Below are 23,173 nucleotides of genomic sequence, written 5' to 3' on the forward strand. Positions count from 1 at the left end.
CCTGCGGTTTTCGCCTTGCATCCACCATTTTTCGATCACAACGGCCCTCGCGCCGAGATCGTAAACACGTTCTAAGCCACATGCCGAATATCAACACCCGCCCCGATGCCCCGCTGGTCGACGCCCACGCGCACGTCTGGACGAACGATATGCCGCTGGCACCCACCGCGTGGCACCGTCCGCCAACCGAGGCTTCGATCGAGCACTTCGTTCAGACGCTTGATACGAACGGCGTGACTTTCGCCGTCATCGCCGCCGCCAGCATCTACGGCACCTACAACGACTACATGATCGAGGCCTGCCGCCGCCATCGCCGCCTGCGCACCACGGTCATCCTGCGGCCCGCTCATCCATTCGCCGACATGAAGGCCATGGCCGACCAGGGCGTCGTGGGCATCCGCTTGCAGTTGCGCAATGTGAAAGACATCCCCGATCTATCCAGCCCCGAATACCGCGCGCACCTCGGGCACATCGCCGAACTGGGTTGGCACGTGCATCTGCACGATGACGGCGCACGTCTTCCGCTGTATCTCGATGCGCTCGAAGCCTCGGGCGTCAAGATCGTGGTGGACCACTTCGGCCGCCCCGACGCCGAAACCGGCATTGCCGGAGCCGGATTCCAGCGGCTGCTGCGTTCCGTGGAAAAAGGGCGCACCTGGGTCAAGCTTTCGGCGGCCTTCCGGCTGCCCTCCGAGCAGCTTCGCGCGGAAGCCACCGCTGCCTTGCTGCGCCATGCCGGCCCCGAACGCCTGGTATGGGGAAGCGATTGGCCTTTTGCGGCGTTCGAGTCCAGCATGGACTACGGCCAGGCGATCGGCAGCCTGGCCCGTCTGGTACCCGATGCCGCCGCCCGGCGCCGGATCGGCTGCGAAACCCCTCTTCAACTCTATTTCACCTGACATGCCTCCGAAGGAACTGCTCGCCTTGCGTCATGAGCTGGAAGCGCTTGCGATCGACTTCTGGCATGAGGTCGATCGGCACGATGGCCGCGACGCGGCCCGCTTTTATGTCGAAGACGCGGTCTTCGAGACCAGCATCCGCGAATACCGCGGCCGGAACGCTATCCATGGGTTCTATAACCGGCGCCAGCAGCGCGGTCCCCGGCTGTCGTTGCACGTGGTACAAAACTTCCGCATCGACGTGTTGGCCGCCGACCGCGTGCACTGCGAGTACATCATGAGCCTCTACGCGGCCGACGGCGAACCCGTCCTGCCTTCCCGCCCTGCAATCATGATCGCGATCGCCGACGAAGTGGTTCGCCAGCAGCCTGACGGCAGTTGGCTCTATGAGTCGCGGCGGCTCAAGCCCCTGTTCAGGGACGACACGCCCACCACGGGCTGATGAAAAGGACAACACCCGCATGTTCATCGACCCCTACACCACGCCCGGTTTCCGGCGCACCATTTTCAACGCCATCGTCGCGCCCCGGCCCATCGGCTGGATCAGTTCCATGGGCGGCGACGGCAGTGTGAACCTCGCGCCGTTCTCGCAATTCAACCTGGTATCCACCGCTCCGCCCGTGGTAATGTTCGCCTGCAACCAGCCCGAAGACCGCGAAGAAAAAGACACCATCGCCAACGTGCGGCAAACCGGCGAGTTCGTGGTCAACCTGGTCTCCTGGAACTTGCGCGAGGCGATGAACATCACCTCCACACCGGCACCCCGCGGCGTGGACGAGTTCGTGCTCGCCAATATTCCCAAGGCCGCGTCGATGAAGGTCAAGCCACCACGCGTGGCAGCCTCTCCCGCGAACCTGGAATGCCGCGTCATCCGCCTGATGGAAATCGAGCCCGAATTTCCGGGTGAGACAAAAAGCACTGTGGTCTTCGGACGCGTGCTCGGACTGCATATCGACGAAGCCTATATCGACGCAGAAGGCCGCTTCGATACCGTCAAGGCCCAACCCACCACCCGCCTTGGCGGCGCGCTTTATGCCGCCCTGGGAGAGGTGGTCGAAATCGCCTCCCCTTTCAAGCGCCGGGCTTGATCCGCCATCACCTCCCACGAGAACACCCACCATGACAACCGCCCTGAACTCCCTGCGGCAGCGGGGATTTGCCGATTTTTCAGCGACGGCGCCAGAAGCGCTGGACCACCGCCGCCACTGGCTGATGCGCGCGCAGAACTTCAGCACCGAGTGGATCGAGTTCGATGAAGGCTCAGCCGCCGCTTCCTTCGACAGCGGTTTCGAAGCGCTGATCGTGGGTGTACGCGGCTCCGTGCGCATCTCGCCTGCGAATGACCGGACTCTCCCCGCCGAAGTCCCTGCGGATTCCATCGCGATCACACCTGCGGGCGCCCACTCCATTCTTGGCGAGCCCGGTTCCGCCTGTGTGGTGATCGCCTCGCAGCGCACCGATCTGGCCGGGCGGCGCGTTCTGAATGCCGAGTCGTACACGGAGCCTGACCCGCGCATCCTGCCGGCAGGGCAGCCTTTCCGGCGCACATCGGCCCTGCGCGGCATACAGGTGCTCGCCTTCAACGACATCATGGCCTCTCCAGAACGGCCGAGGCTGAAAATGCTGCAAACCGACACGCTCAGCATCAACCTGGTGGACTACCAAGGCCCTCGCGACCGGCGCATGCTGAGTCCGCACAGCCACACCAGCTTCGAGCAAGGCTCTCTCGCGGTCACCGGGAACTTCGTGCACCACCTGCGCGCGCCATGGGGAAACGATGCGAACACGTGGGCCGACGACGAGCACCTGCCGGCGCCTTCTCCCTCGCTTGTGGTGGTTCCCGTGGAAATCATCCATACGACGGAGGGTGTGGGCGAGATGCGGCATGTGCTTTTCGATATCTTCTCGCCTCCCCGCGCCGACTTCATCGGCAATGGCTGGATATTCAATGCCCGCGACTACGCTCCTTCCCACGAAAACACAGCCAGTTGAGCAAACGGACTCCAGACCATCATTCATGCAACGCCGCACCTTTCTCACCACCGCCAGCGCATTGGCATTACCCACCGCGTGGAACCTGGCCCACGCCGCCGACAACTACCCCTCGCGCCCCATCCAGGTGATCGTGCCGTACGCCGCGGGTGGCGCCGATTCCTACGTCCGTCCGCTCCAGCCCGCCCTGGAAAAGAATCATCAGGTCCGGCTGGTCATTGAATCTCTCGTCGGAGCGGGCGGCACCATTGGCGCCATGAAAGTCAAGCGCAGCGCCCCTGACGGACTGACGCTGCTGTTCTGCGGATCGGGCGCGCTGACGATCGCGCCTTCGCTGCAAAACAACGGAGCGCCACGGCCTTCGGACCTCACGCCTATTCTCAACCTCACGAACATCCCCTATGTGATCGCCGTGCGCAAGGACATGCCCGTCCGCAATGCGGCGGAGTTCATCAGCTTCATCAAGCAGAACCCCGGCAAGCTGAACTACGGCACGCCGGGCACCGGCAGCGCGCCCCACCTGGGCATGGAAGGCCTTGCGCAGAAACTGGGCACGAGCGTGACCCACGTGCCTTTCGCGGGCGTCACGGCCGCCGTGCAGTCGCTGCTGGGCGGACACATCGATGCCGTCATCGGCGCCCCCAGCAACGTCATGCCGCAGATCAGCTCCAACGCCGTGCGCGGCATCGCGGTGACCAGCAAGAAGCGCTTTCCCTTCGCCAAGGATCTCCCAACGCTCGCGGAAGCCGGCGCCGACATGGAGGTCACCACGCACTTTGGCTTCTTCGGCCCCAAGGGCATGCCTGCCGCTTACGTGCAGAAACTCGCTACCGTGATCCGTGAAGCCGCCGAGGACCCGGCCTACGCCAAAGTCATGGAAGGCATGCAGACGCCCGTGGACTTGCTGACCGCTGATGTACTGGCCCAGGAACTCGCCGCCGAACAGGCACGTTTCGAGCCGCTGCTTGCGGGCATGCGCCAAAAATAGAGCCGAGCGGAATCCGGGAGAAGAGGCGCGGGCCTGCCGATAATGATCGAAACCTTCGGCTCATCGAGCACCCCAGCGCCTTGCCATCCTATCCTCCCATCGAAGCTGTCTTGCGCGGCCTGCGCGTTCTCCAGGCGATGAACGAGCGGCCGGTCACCTCGGTCAACTGGCTCCATATGCAGTTGGGCCTGCCGCGGCCCTCGATCGTGCGCCTTTTGCAGACACTGGAAGCCGAGGGCTACGTCACGCACGCCCCTCAGCGAGGGGCCTATCTTCTCACCTCCAAGGTTCAACAGCTGTCATCGGGTTTCCACGGCGAGCCGCGCGTGGTCGAAACCGTGGCCCCCTTGCTCGACGCGCTGACGGAAGAAATCAAATGGCCCGCTGCCATTGCCGTGCCGGAATTCGACGCGGTGGTGGTCCGCTACAGCACCATTCCCAGCTCGCCGCTCGCTCTCCTGCATTCGACCATGGGCATGCGCCTGAGTCTTGTGAGCCGGGCCTTGGGCAGGGCCTATCTGGCTTTCTGCGAACCCGATGTGCGCGAGGCCTTGATCTCGCTGGCAGCGAAATCCGGCTCGGATGAAGACCAACCGGCCCGGCAGAACCGCCGGACGCTGGATGACACCCTGGAACTTGTGCGACGGCAGGGCTATGCCTTGCGCGCGCCTGCGGTACGCCCCGTTTCCCGCTCGCTGGCCGTTCCCATATTCGACGCGAACCGGGTGGTGGCCGCGGCGGGCATTACCTGGTTCTCCTCGACCATGGGCAACAGCGAAGCGGTCGAGCGCTACATGCCGCTGCTCCAGGAAGTGGCGCGCAAGGTGCGCGAAACCCTGAGCCGCGGGGCCCGCACGGCCTCTGAATCCATATGAAGACAAAAGCCATCGTCCATTCCGCCCTGGGCAAAGTCATGCATGCCTTCGAGGTAGACGCCTCTACTGGCGCCTTGACTGCCGTGCAGTCGCTCGCCATGCCTGCGGTCATTCAATATGCCTGGCCCAACCGGGCGCGCACGCTCCTTTACGTGGCCAGCAGCAACGGAGGGCCGATGTGCACGCCACGGCGGCCGGAGCACTTCGTGCAGGCCTTCCGGATCATGCCGGACGGAGCGCTGGTCGCGCATGGCGAAGCGGTGCCTCTGAACAACCGGCCCTTGCATGTCTCGCTGGACCTGGCCGAAGCCTATCTGCTCCTGGCTTACAACGATCCCGAGGACGTCACGGTGCACCGGTTGCAGTCTGACGGCACGATTGGCAGACAGGTGGCACAACCACCCATGGACTTCGGCGTGACGGTGCACCAGGCGCGCGTGACGCCGCACGGCAATATCGTGCTGGTCCCGGCCTGCGGACACCATCCCACCGGCGAGCTCGCGGGCTCGCTGGGCGTGTTCTCGTTCCGCGAAGGCCAATTGACGCCCTTATCCCGCATGGAGGCCGACCCTTCGCGCGCGCAACCGTGGCAAGGCAAGCGCCATGGCGCGCAAGGTTTCGCGGCGCGGCACGTCACCTTCCATCCCACGCGCCCGTGGATGTACCTTTGCGTGGAGCGCCAAGGCGAAATCCGGCTGCATGACTACGACGAGAACAGCGTGGCGCCGCAACCGCGCGCGATCGTCAGTACCCTGGAGGGTGCGCAGACCGGGCGCTCCGTGCAACTGGCCAGCGCCATCCACGTGCATCCGAACGGCCGTTTCGTCTATGTCTCCAACAGGGCCTACGACACGGAGAAGGTCGACGGTCAGGACGTCTTCGTCGGCGGCGTGAACGATATCGCCGTATTTGAGATCGAGCAGGAGACCGGCGTGCCCCGGCTGATCCAGCATGTGGACACGCAAGGCATCTTCCCGCGTACCTTCGGGCTGGATGCCGCGGGCAAGGTGCTCGTCGCCGGGAATCAGGATACGCGCTGGGCGCGGGAAGACGGCGCGCTCAGAAAGATACTGCCCAGCCTCGCGGTGTTCGCGGTCGGCGACGACGGCCGGCTCAGTTGGCTGAACCGGCATGAATACGCGGATACCGGCGATGTGTGCTTCTGGACAGGCGTCATGTCGCTGGGCGGCGAATAGCGCCCGCCTGCAGGAACCGCTTACCCAATCGTCATCAGCGATGCATTGCCGCCTGCGGCAGCCGTATTGATGCTCAGCGCCCTTTCCACCATCAGGCGCTCCAGCGGCACGGCGGCATCACCACTCTCCAGGCGCTCTATCGCGACCACCGGGCCGTCGCGCTCGGCAAGCTGGCGCTGAACCTCGCTCAGCCTGGCTACGGTGCCATGCAGCAGGACCGCATCGAAGTGCACCCGTGGCGACATCGGCTCCGCCGCCATCACCACGGAAGAACGTACCTCCGAAGGCAGAGCGCTCAGAAGCGCTTGCGCGCTCACGGGCCATATCGCCCTGCTGCCAGCGGCCAGCACAGCCGCCAACTGCAGCAGCAGATCGTCATCGCGATCCGCCAGGCAAAGCACATGCGAACGCCCGCAAAGCGAATACACGTTGCGCTCACCCGTCGGCCCAGGAAGCACCAGCGCATCCGCGCCCGGCCCGTTTTGCTCGAAGCGATCCACCGCCTGCGCCAAGGCGTTCTTCCCGCTGGACGCCGCCCAGCGCTGCAAGCTCCTGAGCGCGGCCGGCACCTGGTGCACGGCCTCCGCCCCCGGCGCAGCCGTGACGCGCCGCAGTACCTCATCAGGACGCGCGGCAAGCAGGCGGTAAAGATACAAAGGGCCACCCGCCTTCGGTCCGGTACCCGAGAGCCCCTCGCCGCCGAAGGGCTGCACGCCAACGACGGCACCCACCATGTTTCTGTTGACATACACGTTGCCCGCGTGCGCCGCGCCCACCACCTTCTCGATGGTTTCATCGATCCGCGTATGCAAGCCCAGCGTCAATCCATAGCCCGTGGCGTTGATCTGCGCGAGCAGGCCATCCAGCTCGTCGCGCTGGTAGCGCACAAAATGCAGCACCGGCCCGAACACCTCGCGCTCGAGCTCCGAAATGCTTCCGATCTCGATCAGCGTGGGCAACACGAACGTTCCGTCCGCCAGGGAATGCTCGCTATGGCCCGCCACCTGATGCACCCGATGCCCCTTGGCTTTCATCGCCTCGATGTGCCTGCCAATGTTCTGCCTGGCCTCCGCATCGATCACCGGCCCGACATCGGTTTGAAGCAAGGCCGGGCTGCCTACACGCAGTTCGGCCATGGCGCCGAGCAGCATCTCCAGTACGCGATCGGCCGCATCTTCCTGCACACACAGTACCCGCAAGGCGGAGCATCGCTGGCCCGCGCTATCAAAAGCAGAGTTCAATACGTCGGCCACCACCTGTTCGGCGAGAGCGGATGAATCCACGATCATGGCGTTCTGGCCACCCGTTTCCGCGATCAACGGAATGGCCCGCCCGCGCGCATTGACCCGGCCCGCCGTGGATTTCTGGAGGATCCGCGCCACCTCGGTGGAGCCAGTGAACAACACCCCCTGTGTGCGTTCATCGGCCACCAGACGGGCCCCCACCGTGGCCCCATCACCCGGCAGCAGCTGCACGGCGCTGCGGGGGATGCCTGCTGCCCACATGGCCCGCACAGCTTCCGACGCGATGAGCGGCGTCTGCTCCGCGGGCTTGGCCAGCACCACATTGCCCGCCGCCAGTGCGGCGGCCACCTGCCCCACGAAAATCGCCAGCGGAAAATTCCAAGGACTGATGCACACCACCGGGCCGAGAGGCACATGGCTTTGGTTGTCAAAGCGCGCTTTCACTTCACCCGCATAGAAGCGCAGGAAATCCACCGCCTCCCGTACTTCCGCGATGGCGTTGGACGCCGACTTGCCGGCCTCCCGGATCAGGATGCTCATCAAACGCGGCAAATCCGACTCCAGGAGATCCGCGGTGGATTCGAGCAGGCTCGCCCTTTCATGGGGAGGCCGTGCGGCCCAGCCCGCCGCCCCAGCGGCGGCAGCGGCCATCGCCTGATCGGTCTCTTCCGCGCTAGCCTCGCGCACGTTGCCGACATAATCGGCTCCTTGTGCAGGATTGCGTACGGCCACCGGAGCATGCTCCACGGCAGGCGTCACATCGCCGGCACCGCTGGCCAGCAATGGGCCCGCCATCCAGGCCTCCTGGCGCGAATCGAGTGTCCTGCCCAGCACCTGGAGAACGGCTTCGCTCGCCAGATCGCAGCCCCAGGAATTGCGGCGCCCAGGGCCATAGAGGTCCCGCGGCAAAGGGATCGCCGGATGCGCCATGCCCAGTTGGCCTTCCTGCTCAGCGTACCGCTCGATTACCTGCACAGGGTCTTGCACCAAGGTGTCGATTGGCAGATCAGGGTCCGCGATCTGGTTGACGAACGACGTATTGGCTCCGTTCTCCAGCAAGCGCCGCACCAGATAGGCCAGGAGCGTTTCATGCGTCCCGACGGGCGCGTAGATGCGGCAAGGCCGCCCCAGTTTGCCGGCGCCCTCTCCGACCACCTGTTCGTAGAGGGGCTCGCCCATGCCATGCAGGCACTGGAACTCGTACTGCTGTGGCGTGTAGGTGGCAGGGTCCGCCAGCTCATAAATCGTGGCCAGCGTTTGCGCGTTGTGCGTGGCGAACTGAGGAAAAACGGCATCCGGCGCCGCCAGCAGCTTTCTGGCGCAGGCAATGTAGGCCGCGTCGGTATAGGGCTTGCGCGTATAGACCGGGTAGCCCTCCAGCCCGTCCACCTGGGCGCGCTTGATCTCGGAATCCCAATAAGCGCCCTTGACCAGCCGCACCATCAGGCGTCGCTGGCTGCGCCTGGCCAGGTCGATCAGATAGTCGATCACAAGCGGGCAGCGCTTCTGATAGCCCTGGATCACGAAGCCCAGCCCGTTCCAGCCCTGGAGCTGCGGTTCAACGCAGAGTTTCTCCAGCAGATCGAGGGACAGCTCCAGCCGGTCTGCCTCTTCGGCATCGATGTTCAGGCCGATGTCGTAGCGCTTGGCCAGCGCACAAAGCCGCACCACGGTGGGATACAACTCCGCCAGCACCCTGTCGTACTGAGCGCGGCTATAGCGCGGGTGCAGCGCGGAGAGCTTGATCGAGATCCCTGGCCCGGCATACACGCCCCGGCCGGCCGCCGCGCGGCCGATGGCACGGATGGCGTTCTCGTAATCGCTCAGGTAGCGCTCCGCGTCGCGCGCGGTCAAGGCGGCTTCGCCCAGCATGTCGAACGAATAACGAAAACCCTGCTGCTCCCGCACCGCCCCGTTTTTCAGGGCCTCGTCGATGTTCTCGCCAGTGACGAATTGCTCGCCCATCATGCGCATCGCCATATCCACCCCTTTGCGGATCAGAGGCTCTCCGCCAAGGCTCACGAGCTTGGCCAATGCCGACGACAGGTTCGATTCGCTGTGCGTGGACACCAGCTTGCCGGTGATCAAAAGCCCCCAGGTGGCGGCGTTCACGAAGAGCGACGGGCTCTGGCCCAGGTGCGTGCGCCATTGGCCCTGCGAGATCTTGTCCCTGATGAGCGCATCGCGCGTGGGCTTGTCGGGAATGCGCAGCAGCGCCTCGGCCAGGCACATGAGCGCCACGCCCTCCTGCGACGAAAGCGCGTATTCCTGCAGCAAGCCTTGCACAAGGCCGGCACGGCCCGAACCCGCCTTTCGTTGCCGGAGCGTTCCCGCGATCCGTGACGCCAACTGCTGGATCCGCGCGGCCTGCGCGCCTGAAACCCGGGCGCCCGGCAGCACGCGAGCCACGGCCTCAGGCTCAGCGGTGCGGCACGCGGAAGTGATGTTCCTGCGCAAGGGCGAAGAAGCCCAGGGCGATGGCTGAAAGAAATTCTCGAAAATCGGCGTGGTGGTGTTCATGAGGAAAATTCAATGCAATTTCCTCTATGATGCTTTTTTGCATTAGCATTTTTCTTCGAAATTTCATTATTTCTCAGAATTATTCACTATGACCACTTATGAGCTCCCGGAGCTGGACCGGACCGATCGCCGCATCCTTCAGCAGCTCCAGGAAGACGGGCGCATCTCCAACCTGAAGCTGGCGGAAACAGTGGCCTTGTCCCCCACCGCAGTGCTGGCCCGGGTCCAGCGCCTCACGCGGGAAGGCTTCATCGAGGGATACGAGGCCCGGCTGAACCCCCGCTTGCTGGGGATCAGGATGCTGGTGTTCGTGGAAGTCCTTCTCGACCGCACCACCCCGAACGTGTTCGATCAGTTCCGCGCCGCGGTGCAGGTGCATCCAGAAATCCTGGAATGCCACATGGTGGCCGGCGGCTTCGACTACCTGCTCAAAACACGGGTAGCCGACATGGATGCCTACCGCCAACTGGCCGGCAATGTGCTCTGGCAACTGCCGGGCGTGCGTGAAACACGCACCTATGCGGTGATGGAGGAAGTGAAGAGCTCGAACAAGCTGCCTGTCCCGATGAACTAAGAGTCAAAGTGCCCCGCACACATCCTTTAGCTAATCACCGGCAAAGGCGGCGTTTCCACCCTTGTCCTACAGACGCTTGCCGATGCGCGTCGTAAATTGCTCAGATGACACAAGAGACCGGGGCGTTGTTCATTGGAACGGCAGGATGGGGCATTCCTCGCAGCATCGCGGAACGCTTTCCAGGTGAAGGTCAACACCTTGAGCGCTATGCCCGTGTGTTTAGCTGCGCCGAAATCAACACCTCGTTCTATCGCAGCCACAAACGGCAGACCTATACCCGCTGGGCGGGACATACGCCTGCAGGCTTCCGGTTCTCTGTCAAGCTGCCGCGCACCATCACCCATGATGCGCGGCTGCATTCGCCTGAAGTTTTGCTGAAGAAGTTTCTCGATGAAGCCTCAGGCCTGGGTGAGCGCCTGCAGGTTCTGCTCGTGCAACTGCCGCCATCGCTGTCGTTCGAGGCCCGCGTGGCCCGAACGTTTTTCGAAACGCTCTCCAGTATGCATGGCGCCTCGGTGGTTTGCGAGCCGCGCCACGCCAGCTGGTTTCAGCCAGTTGCAGACCAATTGCTCGCCGAATGGAAAATCGGACGCGTGGCTGCCGACCCCGCACGGCATTCCTCAGCTGGCGTCCCTGGCGGTTGGATGGGCCCAGCAGGTGATGGTGCCGGTGCAACTCTCTATTACCGCTGGCATGGATCGCCCCGAATCTACTATTCAGCCTATACCGATACATGGCTACACACCCGCGCTATCGAACTGGATTCTTGGCCGAAGGAGAGCGAGTGCTGGTGCATCTTCGACAACACCGCCCTTGGAGCCGCCGCAAGCAATGCACTTTCATTCACCAATCAGATCTTCGGACATTGGCATGCACAGCGGGCCGTATTCGAAGAAGGGAACTAGCGCACTCTCTCCTTGCGGCCTCTCCGCCAAGATGCCGAGTCGAGTGCCGCTGCGGACTCCATCCCTTCGCCCCATCGCTTGGCGGCCAGATACGTAGCGGCGGCCGCCACCATGGCGATCCATCTCAAAGGGGGCTTATTGCCCAAAGGCGCTCGAGCAACAACTTGTGAACGCCCGCGGCGGACTCGCCCTTCCTCATTTACCGGATGCCCACTGTCTGCCAGCGCCGCCGCTACGGTCGCCGTGCTGACTTGAGTGGAGCCCTTTGCTCCCGTCACCGCTGCTGCTGGAGGCGGAACGGCCGCCTTGCTGAATTCCCCCTGCTGCTCAGCCAGCACACGGGCGCAACTGGCGGCATATAGCAGCACAGCGGAAGCAAAGTAGATCCACATCAGCAGCACAACCAGAGATCCGGCGGCACCATAGGCCGACACCACCGCCGCCGTCGACAGATAAAGAGCCAGCCCGTACTTGCCCAGGCCGAACAGCACAGCCCCCAATGCAGAGCCGACGACGAGGTGGCGCAAGCGCGGCTGCGGCCCTGCGCTCATCCGCATCAGCGCGACGAAAAGCCCTGTGATGATCATCACCGAGACCGCCTGGTTGAGCATCGCCAGCAGCACTTGCGAGCCCATGCGCTCACCTCCCCAGTGTTCCAGCATGTTCAGCATGCTGGAAACGACCAGCGACACCAGCATGAGAAAACCCGTCGCCAGCACGTAGGCCACCCCTCGCAAACGCAGCGTCGCGCTATGCCACCAGACTTCCTTGGCAGCCACACCGGATCCTTGCGTCCACAGCCGCTCAAATGCAGATTGCAACTCGGCGAAAACGCCCGTTGCCCCGATCAGCAGCAAGCCAAAGGCCAACACAGACGCGAAAACACCCTGCGCTGGCTGGCTGGCGCTCTGCAGAGCCGCGTTGATCACCCCCGCTGCCTGTCTGCCTACAACTTCACCGATCTGCGCCGTAAGATTGTCCACCAGCACCTGGCGATCCAGCCACCATCCCACGCCTGCCACGATCAGTATCAGCAAGGGGGCCAGGCTCAGAATGCCGTAGAACGACATCGCCGCACTCATCCGAAGGCCGTCCGCGTCGGACCAGAGTTCGAAGGAGCGATAAAGCGGGTACATGCCCTTCAGCCGCCCGCGGAAAAGGACAGGAGTCGAAGAAATCCCGGGGGCGTGGTGAAAAGGAGGATTACCAGGTTGATCGGCGGGCATCATCGATTCACTTTAAAACCCACAGGCCAGGCAGGTATAGGCTCGGCTCTTACGTCGTTGTCAGCCGACGGCTCACTTTGAACTCAAGTCACGCATGCAAATATGGACCGAAGCGTCACCGGGCTTCTCGTTTCGCGCGCAGCAGCAGACGAAGAGCCGCCTTGCTATGCCGTGGGGCGGCGCCATACAGCCAAAGTAGCCGCAAGCAACCACATGCCGGCCGCGCAGCCGCGATTCATCATCTTGATGCCGCGCTGCGAAAGAAAGCGCACAGCCTGCGTGCCAGCGCCCGCGTAGGCCAGCATCACGCAAGTATCGAGCACCACGAAAACAGCCCCCAGCAGCAGATACTGCGGGCCTTGCGGCTTCGTGATGTCGACGAACTGCGGCAGGAAGGCTGCGAAGAACAGCACCGTCTTCGGGTTCGACAGTGCCACCGCGAGGCTGCGCACGAGGGCAATGCGTCCGTGCGGCCGACCTTCGAGCGGCGACTTGGCCAGCGCGGCGCGAAGATCAGTTGCCTCGCTGCGCCACAGCTTGATGCCCAACCACACGAGATATACGACGCCAGCCACGCGGATCGCGTTGAAGAGCCATTCCGAAGCCGCCAGGAGCGAGCCCAGCCCAAGCGCTACCACTGTGATCAGCGTCACGCTGCCCAGCGACGCCCCTGCAATCCCCCAGCTCGCGCGGCGCATGCCGCCCTCAATGCCGTTCGATAGGGCCAGCAGCATCGTCGGCCCCGGGATCAGGGCCAGTGCGAGCGAGGCAACGATGTAGATGAGCAAGGTGTCTAACGTCATGGTCTGGGTGATTGCTTTGGGTTGCGGAGAGACGACGTGCGCCTGGGTCAATGCTACTCCTGCAGGCAAAATCCGCGGCGTCTTCGTATATTCTTTCGGCCTTGCACCGCCTTCCGGGCGAAGCTTATCCGGTCACTTTCATACAAGGAATACATCATGGGCCTCATCCAGGCAGCGGTTGGTTCTATCGGCGGGGCGCTGGCCGATCAGTGGAAGGATTTCTACACGGTGCCGGACGGCCTGTCTCCGACAGCGGCGCTGTTCGCCGCCGTGCCGCGCGGCACCAATGCGGGGCGTGGATCGAACACCAAGGGCTCCTCGAACATCATCACGAACGGCTCCAAAATTGTGGTGCCCGAGGGCTACGGCCTGCTGCTGATGCAAGACGGCGCCATTACCGGCTTCGCCTCGGAAGCAGGCGGCTACGAATGGAACTCCAACGATCTGCAGTCGCAGTCGATCTTTGCCGGCGGCGGCCTGATGGATTCACTCGTCCGGCAGAGCTGGGAGCGCTTCAAGTTCGGCGGCCAGCCGGGGGCTCAGCAGGCCGCCTTCTTCGTGTCGCTCAAGGAGCTGCCGAACAACCGCTTCGGCACACAATCCGAGATCTACTGGGACGATGGCTATCTGAACGCGCAGGTCGGCGCCATTACCCGCGGCAGCTACACGCTGAAAATCGTCGATCCGATCCTGTTCGTGAAGAGCTTTGTTCCGGCCTCGTACCTGCAGCCCGGCCCGGTTTTCGATTTCACCGACCTCGACAACGCCGCGGCCGGCCAGTTGTTCAACGAGGTGGTGAGCCTGCTCGCGCCGGCTTTCAGCCACTACACGAACGATCCCGACAAGCGCAATCGCATCACCAGGATCCAGCAGGATTCTCTCGGCTTCGCCAAGAGCCTGTCTGAGGCGGTCGAGAGCGCCTATCAGTGGAAATCGGGGCGCGGCCTGGCCATCATCAGCACCGCCATCGTCTCGATCGAGTATGACGCCAACACCAAGGCCTTGCTCCAGACCGTGCAGCGCGCCGATGCGCTGCTGGGCGCACGCGGCAACTCGAATCTGCAAGCCTCGGTGGCCGCGGGCCTGCAAGCGGCGGGCGAGAACGGCGGCGCGAATGGCATTCTCGGCGTGGGCATGGCGGCGGGTGTGGCCGGTATCGGCGGCCTTCAGCAGCCAGTGGCACCAGCCCCTGCCGCTGCCGCTGCGCCGGCCGCGGATGACCCTGTCGCCAAGCTCACCAAGGCCAAGCAAATGCTCGACGCCGGCCTCATCACGCAAGCCGACTACGACACGCTGAAAGCCAAGGTGCTCGGTCTGTGATGCTGCCGCCCACCGGGCCAGGCTCGCCGCAAGACGTGCCGCCGCTGCCGGGCCAGTTCCCGGTGGATCCGGACACACTGCCCGGCCCGATCCGCGATGAATTGCGCGCACCCGATCCAGCCGTCATCGACACCTCGGCCACCGAGTTGCGCGACGGCGTCAACCGCTGCCCCAAGTGCGGCTCCACTGAAATCCGCCAGAGAGCCGGCTCCGATCAGTTGATCTGCCTCTATTGCCGCCACGAGTGGTCGAGTGCGCGGGTAGAAGAGGAATACGGCCTTGGCGACGGTATCGACGACCTGCAAGGCACGGTGATCGCCTCTGGCGCGAAGGACATCCAGGCCGACGCGGCGAGCCTGCGCACATTCAAGTGCACCGGCTGCGGCGCGGAAGTCGTGATCAACACCAACACCGAAATGACCGCGCGCTGCCACTGGTGCCGCCACATCCTGGGTGTCAACGAGCAGATAGACAGCGGCGCGGTACCCGATGCTGTGCTGCCCTTCCACATCAAGAAAGACGATGCGGTAGCGCGCATCCGTCAGTTCGTGAACAAGCGCCAGCTGTTTGCGCTGAAGGCGTTCAAGCAGGAGTTCACGCCAGAGAACGTGCTGGGCGTCTACCTGCCTTATATGGTGGTGGATGCCCGGGCCAGCGCCGACGTGGGCGGTTTCGGTGAGATCGAAACGCGCCGCTACACGCGTGGGGAAGGCAAGGACGAAAAGACCTACTACGACGCCGACGTCTACCGTGTTCAGCGGCACGTGGACTTCACCGTGGACGACCTGACGCTGGAATCCAGTGCCGAGCGCGGCAACCTGAACACGAAGGCCAACACCAACAACGTCATCAACGCCATCCTGCCCTTCGACACCAAGAACGCGGTTAAGTGGAATGCCTCCTACCTCGTCGGCTATACCTCGGAAAAGCGCGACCGGGATGTCGCACAGATGCATCCGCGCCTGGAGGACCAGCTACTCTCCATTGCGCGCGCGCAGGTGCAGGATTCGGTACGCCGTTACGGCCGCGGCGTACGCTGGGAGCAAGAGCACCTCGACGTCCATGGCACGCGCTGGGTAGCGATGTACCTGCCCGTGTGGCTCTACTCCTACCACCAGCCTTCCCGCACAGGCGGGCTGCTGCACTACATCGCCGTGAACGGCCGGACGGGCGAAACCATGGGCAGCGTACCCGTGCAGCAGTGGAAACTCATCCTTGCCGCGCTCACCGTGGGCACGATTCTCGAAACACTGGCCATCTGGCTCATCGGACGCTGACCATGGACAACGACAGCATTCTCGCGCTATTGGCCATCGGCCCGGCAGGCGCTGCCGGGGTGTACTGGATGTTGTACCGCTACTACCGCAACACCGACAAATCGCATTACTTCGAGCGTGAAACCGACGTCAACGCCCAACCCGTGACTGGTGCCGAAGCCGACCGGAAGGTGAATGAAGTCCGGGGCACGCAAGCCACGGCGATCAGTGGGAATAACGTGGGGGACTATCGGAGGCGCGTGGAACGAGTGTAGTGAGAGACGCACATTAGCACGCAACGACGATAAGCGGGTTCACGGCAGGATCCCCTGAGAATTGTCACCGTGTCACTATTGAGCTGAAATTGCGCCGGACCATCCACCAGACCTTCGTTAGTTGCGCGCGCCCTATCGGCGAGTTCCCCAACGTTGACTGGACTACGCTGGCTAAAGAAGCGAACAGCGTATGAAAGACGGTCATCTTGGATTTTACGCCACACTCCCTGAAAGGACATAATAATCAAAAATACTCTGGATCATCGGATTATCCTTAATTTCCAATAACGCCACATCTATTTTTAAATCAAATATGACTGCACTGCCGCCAAATATATTGCAGCCGTCTATTTAGGCCATATATTTTTCAATCAAAGATATATGAACTATACAATGGGCCGCGCTATTCATTCTGGTTAGACTATATATCCTAGCGATCTAAAATTGCATATCAGGTTAACTGCGCGACCACCCAGTTCCGGTTAGACCACATATCCCAGTGATCTAAAATTCAGGAACTCCGCCATGCGGCGCGGCCGCCGTTCCGGTTAGACCACATATCCCAGTGATCTAAAATCCGCTTCTACCGCTCTATGAACTGCAAAGAGTTCCGGTTAGACCACATATCCCAGTGATCTAAAATCAAGCCCACTCGCAGAAGCCTACCGGCTGAGTTCCGGTTAGACCACATATCCCAGTGATCTAAAATCAAGAACATTGCTCCCAAACGCCACCATGGGTTCCGGTTAGACCACATATCCCAGTGATCTAAAATGATCTGCTGCTTAAGACCTTCGCGGCCATTGTTCCGGTTAGACCACATATCCCAGTGATCTAAAATTGAAACGGCGCTGCTCGCGGCGCTCTTTGTGTTCCGGTTAGACCACATATCCCAGTGATCTAAAATCCCGCGCCGCCCTGGCAAATACAGAGAGGAGTTCCGGTTAGACCACATATCCCAGTGATCTAAAATCCGGCAAATGCTCCTTGAACGCTCAGACGTGTTCCGGTTAGACCACATATCCCAGTGATCTAAAATCGCCAGTGTGCCTTCAACACCCAGGGCGTAGTTCCGGTTAGACCACATATCCCAGTGATCTAAAATGCTGGCAGCAGCTAACCGCGCAGCATCTGGGTTCCGGTTAGACCACATATCCCAGTGATCTAAAATCGCCGTCAATGTAGGCAGCTTGGCGTAATAGTTCCGGTTAGACCACATATCCCAGTGATCTAAAATCATTGCAGGCGGCGCAGGCGTGGCGAACAAGTTCCGGTTAGACCACATATCCCAGTGATCTAAAATTACCGCGCCGGTGGGAACTTCGGCGCCACAGTTCCGGTTAGACCACATATCCCAGTGATCTAAAATCTGGTGGACCGGCGAAGGCGTCACATCCAAGTTCCGGTTAGACCACATATCCCAGTGATCTAAAATAGAAAATGGTAGCGAAACCCTTCATGCGGAGTTCCGGTTAGACCACATATCCCAGTGATCTAAAATAGGGGTGGTCACTGAGCGGGACGCGGCGGGTTCCGGTTAGACCACATATCCCAGTGATCTAAAATGACCGAATGGGCCACACGCGAAGACATCGTGTTCCGGTTAGACCACATATCCCAGTGATCTAAAATCTCGAAAACGCAGATGGAGACTATCGCCTCGTTCCGGTTAGACCACATATCCCAGTGATCTAAAATTGCCCATGCCGCCAGTGCTTCGTTGATCTGGTTCCGGTTAGACCACATATCCCAGTGATCTAAAATATCACTTCGGCCAACCCCCTTGCATCATTTGTTCCGGTTAGACCACATATCCCAGTGATCTAAAATATGCGCCGGATACTGGACAATCTTCCACGAGTTCCGGTTAGACCACATATCCCAGTGATCTAAAATGGCCTGCGCCTCTTTGAGTGGGTCGATCCAGTTCCGGTTAGACCACATATCCCAGTGATCTAAAATCAAAGCATCGGGGCCTTGCTCTGCCAGCTTGTTCCGGTTAGACCACATATCCCAGTGATCTAAAATTGTGCGGTGTCGACATGCACTCACCCGGAGTTCCGGTTAGACCACATATCCCAGTGATCTAAAATAGAGCGAATCGCAGGCCCCTACAGAAAGTGGTTCCGGTTAGACCACATATCCCAGTGATCTAAAATGCGTAAAGGCTCGCAGATCTATATCGAAGGGTTCCGGTTAGACCACATATCCCAGTGATCTAAAATTGATGACCTTTGCCTTGCCTCGGCAGAAATGTTCCGGTTAGACCACATATCCCAGTGATCTAAAATCTGTCGCTGGCGGCTGTGCTGCGGTGGCGAGTTCCGGTTAGACCACATATCCCAGTGATCTAAAATCGTCCATGTAGTGCTCAACGACAATCCAGTGTTCCGGTTAGACCACATATCCCAGTGATCTAAAATAGTGCGCTATTGGGAAGATGCAACGGTCAAGTTCCGGTTAGACCACATATCCCAGTGATCTAAAATACATCGAGCGGGAACTCGCACAAGCCCACGGTTCCGGTTAGACCACATATCCCAGTGATCTAAAATAAAATTCCTCTCGTGTGTACGATGGATTTCGTTCCGGTTAGACCACATATCCCAGTGATCTAAAATCCAACCGCGCCAACCCCTTGTCCCGCAAGGGGTTTGTCGCTTTTGGACATGTAAAAAACATCGCAATGCCTCAAAAAAGGTCGAATTGATCTGGCGTTTTCAGAGCCGGTTGCCGCGCTTTGCCATGAAAAGTGATGATGCGCTCGTATTGCTTGTCAGTGAACTGCACGACATGCACCTTACCGCCTGCAGGCAGGACAAACTCCACCCTCTTCGAATAGGTGTCCAACTGGGTCTGACTGGTGCAAAGGCGTAAGTAGACACTAAGTTGGCTCATCTCGAAGCCCATGTCCAATAAAGCCTTCCGGAAGTCGGAGGCTGCTTTGCGTTCGGCTTTCTCAAGCACAGGCAAATCGAACATCACCATCATCCACATCAGTCGGTACCCCGTCAGCATGGAAATCGGGACACGCTCAGTCGCCGTTCAGGCTGCTCGCCAAAGACAGAGGCAAGCCGGGTAGCGGCAAATCCAATCGCTCACGCTCACCTAGATAGACTTGCGCCAACGAAATGGCCAGCTTCTGCATGCAGACCATGACCGGCGTGACGCCAGCTTCTGTCGGCATGTCATCGTATAAGGCCCGCACCAGAGCGCGCTTGGTTTCCGGCGTGACCTCGGTTTCGTTGTTATGCAACAGTTGCCATACCTTCAGATCAACTACAGGCCTGAAAGGCTCCAGCAAATCGTCAACCAGCCGCATGGGGTTCCCATCATTGCTGTGATGTAGACCAATGCTCGGATGCAAGCCCGCCGCCACCACCGCCCGCGCGGTTGCGGAGCGCAGCACGGTATACCCATAGTTGAGAAGAGCATTGACGCCGTTACCATCTTGATCCCGACGGAACTCGCCGCCGAATAGCAAGCTCCAGTAGCGCCTCGCGCCCTGGCCTTCTATATTCTCCGGATCGCCGCTGCGCACCTTGCCCACCAACGCCGTAAGAGGCGCGGTCGGGGCGCCTGCAGCCTCCAGAGCCGAAGCCTGCTGCTGAAGCTTGGACTTGACCACGGCCGCCCACAATCGTTTATGCGTGGGCAAACTGGCCCCAATTTGCGCTTCGATGCGTTTGGACTGCACATGATGACCATCCAAAGTCAACAGCATGCCCACCGCGTTATGGTTGGCCGCGCATAGAACGAATGGAACTCCTCGCTCGGCCAGCGCCACCAGGAGATTGTTGGTGTAAGTAATGCCGTGCGCATTGGCAATCACAGCCGCAATATCGTCAAGCGGAACCTGGCCCAACTCCTTACGCTCGCCCTCCGTGTCTCGGACGACCATGAAACCACGGTGCACAAAGAGATGCCGCCGGTCGTCTGCTATTTCGACGATGCGGCCGAGCATGGTATCTAGACTTCAACACCGGGATCACGAAGCTCACCAATGGCCGAAATTATTACCATCCGACCATTCGCTTTCTGCAAAGATCCCGCATATTTCGAAGTGTAGGTAAACGCGTCCATTTTGTCACTGTTGCGAACATCAACGTTGGCCTCATGCACAGGTGCCATGAAAACTTGGCCCGTTGCGAACAACTTAACGACTCGCGTTGTCTTCAGTACCCCGTCCACCTCCAACCGCACACTATCCCCAATCATCAACCGCATCGCCAATGGCCTTCCATCCTGCCCTAGCGTCGGATGCCGCAATTGACGCATACCGCCCCGCCGCACGATTCGATATGCGTCGAACGTGGAAATAACCCGGCCTTCCCATTTGCCCTTGTCGTTCACAGTGATCTCGATGCAGTAGTTGCTGCCGCCCACATAGCCTTTGTATGGCAACGGATGGCCGCCGTCATCCACGCCGTGACGCACCACCTGCTCGGGTTCGGCAATACGGATCAAATTGCTGATCTCGCGGCCGGCGCTGCCGTCCGCCTTGCGCCTCTGCTTGATACTGCCATCTCTTCGGATGCCATAGCTCGTCTCCTCCATCATGGCGCCCTCGTAACCGTGGTCAGGCTTGTGGCTAACCCATATATTCCCGACGGCTCGCTCCACATGTTCCCGATAGGTCGGCCATGGCAATGGCATGCTTTCGACCAGACGCGTCAAGCCCCGTTCGCGTCCGCTCGCATTTGCCGAGGCAAACCGCTGTAGCAAGCCCTGATCGGTAACTCCGATCACGCATGCGTCGACGGCATGATGTCGGTGGTCATTCCTGTTTTTCTCGCCGTTCAAGCCCAATACGTCGTTTAGCCCAAATTTTGCGCGCAGCATGGCCGTCATCTGCCCCGGGATCACTCGCACACCCAACGGACAGATCAGCGTGAGGTATGACTTGGCCACGCGTGAGAGATAGCGCGTGTCGTTCAAGGCACGCGCCAGAAATCCTTTATCTTCGCCCAGCCAGCGCTCGTAACCATCTGCCGCGAAGCGATAACGCTTGCGGAGCGGCATGCGCTCAGCACGTTGCAAAATGTGCTCATAGGACCACCCTTGTGCCTCGAAGTCTGCGCGTGCCTGCCACGGAGTACGATTGCGCTTGATGCGGTTGGCCTGCCTCATAGCCACGGTGCGGTTGTTCAGTGTGTCGTCCAATGTTTGCGAGAACGGCAAGATGTGCTCGATCTCCACCTCGTCGCTCACCAGCATGGCGGCACTGATTTGCACACCGCTGTATGGGCAATGCCGATCAGCAACGTCAAAACTCAGTTCCTCCCATAGGATCCACTTCTGGATATCCGTGGTTTTCACCTGCTCCTCAGAGCATCCCCTCACCGCGGCAAATGCCTTTCGGATACGCTCGTTGCGGCGCTGATTTTCAGCTTGCTTCTTGGTAGCCTCTTGTTTCTGCTCGCGACTTTGTTTCAGATCACGTGCCAGCTCCACGATCACCTCCGTGGGGCGACCGTAGCGACGAATGAGGGCGTTTACTACAGTACGTACCTGATTCAGTCCGATGTGCACCGTCGGGTTGGCGATTTTTCCGTACCGTTTTTCTTCCGAATCTTCAGGGTCTCCACTGCCGAAGGCTACATGACGCTGCAGCGCTTTCCCGTAGTAGGGCAACTGCTTGAATACAGCTTTGATCTCGCCTGTTTCTGGATGAATCCAGTTCTCGACGTCATCGGATTCATAGTCAAACCCCAGTGCGCTATGGTGCTCGAAGCCGGCCTCCTGTACGGCCTTGTCATATGTGATGACCCCCGCGCGCAACGCCGGCACGATCTGTGCGAGCGCCTGCCTGCTCAAACTACCGTACCCCTCTGGCAAACCTGCACCAGTGACTGCTAGCGCCCGTCCCTCATCCACGCCAGTGGTTTCGCACAACCAACTCGCCAGCACCTCCTCGCTCTGCTCCGTGACCAAACGCCAGACGATCTCATCTTGCATTGATTCATCAAAATCTTTCCAGACAGATCCAAACAACTCTTTCTTCGACAAAGCAGCGGCCGTGGCGTTGCCTTTCAGCTCAGTGCGCTTTTCATCCTCTAGATTGAACTTCGCTGCATCACCCAGCTTGAGTTGCTTGCGCATCTCCTTGAAACTCACCTTGGCTTTTGCTTCCAACAACGCCACGATGGCATCTCGTTGTGCCAGCGTAAGGAGCGTTTCATTCAAGCCTGCATCCAGGATGCGCAAATGATTCACCTCCTGAAGAATACGAAAGCGTTGCGTGCTGGGCAAAGCCAGCGGCGCGCGCGGTTCGGCTGGAATCAGAGTGCAGCGTCCGGGCTTCACGGGGCGTAGATCACGCTGAAACAGCAGCGTATCTCGTAAGTCAGCCTGAGCTGATTCGGTGAACAATGTTGGGTTTCGAGTGGCCTGCGCCTCCCAGATCGCATCGAACTCGTCAGCCACCATTTGCCTGTCTACATAAAAGTCGTAGCTTTTGTCGATTCGCTTCTTGCCCTCTTCGGTGGTGTAAGGTGTTTCGCGATAGCGGGCACGCGCTCCCAGCCCGTTCTGTAAGCGCCGCCACAGCAGTTCGCCCACGGTCCGGGCTCCGCTTTCAGTCAGCGTAGCTCTCATGGCCTTGATAGCGGACTTGAGCGCTCCGCTGTCGTTGTCACTTCGGTCTGCTCTGCGATTGCTCTTGAAGCCGCGCCGTTGGTTGATATGAAATAGCGCTCTGGCAAACTCACCTGGTGTCAGGACTTCGTAAAGCCCCTTGGCTCTTAGCTCATACGGATTTGCCAACTCAAGAGCTTTTCGCGCCGCTTCGTCCTGCGGAAAGAAGCCATGCTCGATCAGCTTGCTCAGCATGCGTTCCTTGCGCCTGAGCAAGCGGTCACGTCGCCGGCGCATGGCACGCGCGGCTCGGCGAGTGACAGCAAGCGAAGAGCCATCCTTCGGGTTGCGGCCATCGCTAAAGATGCGAACCCCCGACCTGACGATCGCCGTGGGTTCACCAGAGCCATTGAGACGGAACATGGCCCAGCCCAACGAAGTAGACCCCAGATCAATTGCCAGCCTGAATTTCATGCATCTTTCTCCCATGTATATTATTGTTTCAAATATTACACATGTCCATT

General features: G+C 60.6%; 18 protein-coding genes and 1 CRISPR repeat array. Of the genes, 12 read left to right on the forward strand and 6 right to left on the reverse strand.

Annotated elements, in window-relative coordinates; translation table 11 throughout:
• The first annotated feature begins 80 nt into the window (after window positions 1–80).
• The 7 genes from WJU18_RS29880 to WJU18_RS29910 all read left to right on the forward strand — a co-directional run bounded on the left by WJU18_RS29880 (window position 81) and on the right by WJU18_RS29910 (window position 5,950).
• Window positions 81–899: an amidohydrolase family protein gene (locus tag WJU18_RS29880; RefSeq protein WP_423457918.1), complete on the forward strand. Its 819-nt coding sequence runs from the start codon at window positions 81–83 to the stop codon at window positions 897–899.
• 1 nt (window position 900) lies between these two features.
• On the forward strand, window positions 901–1,341 hold the full coding sequence (locus WJU18_RS29885) for a nuclear transport factor 2 family protein (RefSeq protein WP_423457919.1): 441 nt from the start codon (window positions 901–903) through the stop codon (window positions 1,339–1,341).
• Window positions 1,342–1,360: 19 nt separating this feature from the next.
• Window positions 1,361–1,987, forward strand: a complete 627-nt coding sequence (locus tag WJU18_RS29890) for a flavin reductase family protein (RefSeq protein WP_423457920.1) — start codon at window positions 1,361–1,363, stop codon at window positions 1,985–1,987.
• Between the two features lie 31 nt (window positions 1,988–2,018).
• Window positions 2,019–2,891 (forward strand): hypothetical protein, encoded by an 873-nt coding sequence (locus WJU18_RS29895; RefSeq protein WP_423457921.1) that lies wholly within the window; start codon window positions 2,019–2,021, stop codon window positions 2,889–2,891.
• 25 nt (window positions 2,892–2,916) lie between these two features.
• Entirely contained in the window at window positions 2,917–3,879 is a 963-nt protein-coding gene (locus WJU18_RS29900) for a Bug family tripartite tricarboxylate transporter substrate binding protein (protein ID WP_423457922.1), read from the forward strand.
• Between the two features lie 80 nt (window positions 3,880–3,959).
• Window positions 3,960–4,754 carry a DNA-binding transcriptional regulator gene (locus tag WJU18_RS29905; RefSeq protein WP_423457923.1) on the forward strand — a complete coding sequence of 265 codons (795 nt, stop codon included), beginning with the start codon at window positions 3,960–3,962 and terminating at the stop codon, window positions 4,752–4,754.
• Window positions 4,751–5,950 carry a lactonase family protein gene (locus WJU18_RS29910; RefSeq protein WP_423457924.1) on the forward strand — a complete coding sequence of 400 codons (1,200 nt, stop codon included), beginning with the start codon at window positions 4,751–4,753 and terminating at the stop codon, window positions 5,948–5,950. The genes WJU18_RS29905 and WJU18_RS29910 overlap by 4 nt, the downstream gene beginning before the upstream one ends.
• 20 nt (window positions 5,951–5,970) lie before the next feature.
• Here the strand turns inward: WJU18_RS29910 and putA are convergent, their stop codons facing one another.
• A complete protein-coding gene (putA, locus tag WJU18_RS29915; protein ID WP_423457925.1) occupies window positions 5,971–9,714 on the reverse strand; it encodes a trifunctional transcriptional regulator/proline dehydrogenase/L-glutamate gamma-semialdehyde dehydrogenase in 3,744 nt (1,247 codons plus the stop codon).
• Window positions 9,715–9,802: 88 nt separating this feature from the next.
• Between putA and WJU18_RS29920 the strand changes: the two genes are divergently transcribed.
• Window positions 9,803–10,288 carry an Lrp/AsnC ligand binding domain-containing protein gene (locus WJU18_RS29920; RefSeq protein WP_423457926.1) on the forward strand — a complete coding sequence of 162 codons (486 nt, stop codon included), beginning with the start codon at window positions 9,803–9,805 and terminating at the stop codon, window positions 10,286–10,288.
• Window positions 10,289–10,392: 104 nt separating this feature from the next.
• Window positions 10,393–11,193, forward strand: coding sequence for a DUF72 domain-containing protein (locus WJU18_RS29925; protein WP_423457927.1), 801 nt, complete (start codon window positions 10,393–10,395; stop codon window positions 11,191–11,193).
• Here WJU18_RS29925 and WJU18_RS29930 read toward each other — a convergent pair.
• Together WJU18_RS29930 and WJU18_RS29935 are read right to left on the reverse strand one after the other, a co-directional pair.
• A complete protein-coding gene (locus WJU18_RS29930; RefSeq protein ID WP_423457928.1) occupies window positions 11,190–12,329 on the reverse strand; it encodes a YihY/virulence factor BrkB family protein in 1,140 nt (379 codons plus the stop codon). The genes WJU18_RS29925 and WJU18_RS29930 overlap by 4 nt on opposite strands.
• A gap of 254 nt (window positions 12,330–12,583) precedes the next feature.
• Complete coding sequence (locus tag WJU18_RS29935) at window positions 12,584–13,222, reverse strand: LysE family translocator (protein WP_423457929.1); 639 nt, start codon at window positions 13,220–13,222, stop codon at window positions 12,584–12,586.
• A gap of 156 nt (window positions 13,223–13,378) precedes the next feature.
• Between WJU18_RS29935 and WJU18_RS29940 the strand changes: the two genes are divergently transcribed.
• From WJU18_RS29940 to WJU18_RS29950, 3 genes are read left to right on the forward strand one after another with little or no spacing between them, the layout of a single operon-like run.
• Window positions 13,379–14,542, forward strand: a complete 1,164-nt coding sequence (locus tag WJU18_RS29940) for an SPFH domain-containing protein (RefSeq protein WP_423457930.1) — start codon at window positions 13,379–13,381, stop codon at window positions 14,540–14,542.
• Window positions 14,542–15,819: a TFIIB-type zinc ribbon-containing protein gene (locus WJU18_RS29945; protein WP_423457931.1), complete on the forward strand. Its 1,278-nt coding sequence runs from the start codon at window positions 14,542–14,544 to the stop codon at window positions 15,817–15,819. Before WJU18_RS29940 ends, WJU18_RS29945 begins: the two co-directional genes overlap by 1 nt.
• Before the next feature lie 2 nt (window positions 15,820–15,821).
• Window positions 15,822–16,073, forward strand: a complete 252-nt coding sequence (locus WJU18_RS29950; protein ID WP_423457932.1) for a hypothetical protein — start codon at window positions 15,822–15,824, stop codon at window positions 16,071–16,073.
• Between the two features lie 409 nt (window positions 16,074–16,482).
• A CRISPR array of direct repeats spans window positions 16,483–18,694; the repeat unit is 36 nt; unit sequence GTTCCGGTTAGACCACATATCCCAGTGATCTAAAAT.
• A gap of 70 nt (window positions 18,695–18,764) precedes the next feature.
• Here WJU18_RS29950 and cas2 read toward each other — a convergent pair.
• The 3 genes from cas2 to cas9 are packed head-to-tail and all read right to left on the reverse strand — an operon-like array spanning window position 18,765 to window position 23,123.
• Window positions 18,765–19,091, reverse strand: a complete 327-nt coding sequence (gene cas2 / locus WJU18_RS29955) for a CRISPR-associated endonuclease Cas2 (RefSeq protein ID WP_423457933.1) — start codon at window positions 19,089–19,091, stop codon at window positions 18,765–18,767.
• Window positions 19,092–19,107: 16 nt separating this feature from the next.
• A complete protein-coding gene (cas1, locus tag WJU18_RS29960) occupies window positions 19,108–20,037 on the reverse strand; it encodes a type II CRISPR-associated endonuclease Cas1 (RefSeq protein WP_423457934.1) in 930 nt (309 codons plus the stop codon).
• A 5-nt stretch (window positions 20,038–20,042) separates the two neighbouring features.
• Window positions 20,043–23,123 carry a type II CRISPR RNA-guided endonuclease Cas9 gene (gene cas9 / locus WJU18_RS29965; RefSeq protein WP_423457935.1) on the reverse strand — a complete coding sequence of 1,027 codons (3,081 nt, stop codon included), beginning with the start codon at window positions 23,121–23,123 and terminating at the stop codon, window positions 20,043–20,045.
• Window positions 23,124–23,173: the final 50 nt, after the last annotated feature.

Origin of the sequence: Ottowia sp. VDI28 (assembly GCF_049532675.1) — a bacterium.
Lineage (GTDB): Bacteria > Pseudomonadota > Gammaproteobacteria > Burkholderiales > Burkholderiaceae_C > Ottowia.

Excerpts from the sequence above, each read along its gene's own strand:
- WJU18_RS29880 (WP_423457918.1), top strand. The coding sequence starts at position 81 with ATGCCGAATATCAACACCCGCCCCGATGCCCCGCTGGTCGACGCCCAC.
- WJU18_RS29885 (WP_423457919.1), top strand. The coding sequence starts at position 901 with ATGCCTCCGAAGGAACTGCTCGCCTTGCGTCATGAGCTGGAAGCGCTT.
- WJU18_RS29890 (WP_423457920.1), top strand. The coding sequence starts at position 1,361 with ATGTTCATCGACCCCTACACCACGCCCGGTTTCCGGCGCACCATTTTC.
- WJU18_RS29895 (WP_423457921.1), top strand. The coding sequence starts at position 2,019 with ATGACAACCGCCCTGAACTCCCTGCGGCAGCGGGGATTTGCCGATTTT.
- WJU18_RS29900 (WP_423457922.1), top strand. The coding sequence starts at position 2,917 with ATGCAACGCCGCACCTTTCTCACCACCGCCAGCGCATTGGCATTACCC.
- WJU18_RS29910 (WP_423457924.1), top strand. The coding sequence starts at position 4,751 with ATGAAGACAAAAGCCATCGTCCATTCCGCCCTGGGCAAAGTCATGCAT.
- putA (WP_423457925.1), bottom strand. The coding sequence starts at position 9,714 with ATGAACACCACCACGCCGATTTTCGAGAATTTCTTTCAGCCATCGCCC.
- WJU18_RS29920 (WP_423457926.1), top strand. The coding sequence starts at position 9,803 with ATGACCACTTATGAGCTCCCGGAGCTGGACCGGACCGATCGCCGCATC.
- WJU18_RS29925 (WP_423457927.1), top strand. The coding sequence starts at position 10,393 with ATGACACAAGAGACCGGGGCGTTGTTCATTGGAACGGCAGGATGGGGC.
- WJU18_RS29930 (WP_423457928.1), bottom strand. The coding sequence starts at position 12,329 with ATGTACCCGCTTTATCGCTCCTTCGAACTCTGGTCCGACGCGGACGGC.
- WJU18_RS29935 (WP_423457929.1), bottom strand. The coding sequence starts at position 13,222 with ATGACGTTAGACACCTTGCTCATCTACATCGTTGCCTCGCTCGCACTG.
- WJU18_RS29940 (WP_423457930.1), top strand. The coding sequence starts at position 13,379 with ATGGGCCTCATCCAGGCAGCGGTTGGTTCTATCGGCGGGGCGCTGGCC.
- WJU18_RS29945 (WP_423457931.1), top strand. The coding sequence starts at position 14,542 with ATGCTGCCGCCCACCGGGCCAGGCTCGCCGCAAGACGTGCCGCCGCTG.
- WJU18_RS29950 (WP_423457932.1), top strand. The coding sequence starts at position 15,822 with ATGGACAACGACAGCATTCTCGCGCTATTGGCCATCGGCCCGGCAGGC.
- cas2 (WP_423457933.1), bottom strand. The coding sequence starts at position 19,091 with ATGCTGACGGGGTACCGACTGATGTGGATGATGGTGATGTTCGATTTG.
- cas1 (WP_423457934.1), bottom strand. The coding sequence starts at position 20,037 with ATGCTCGGCCGCATCGTCGAAATAGCAGACGACCGGCGGCATCTCTTT.
- cas9 (WP_423457935.1), bottom strand. The coding sequence starts at position 23,123 with ATGAAATTCAGGCTGGCAATTGATCTGGGGTCTACTTCGTTGGGCTGG.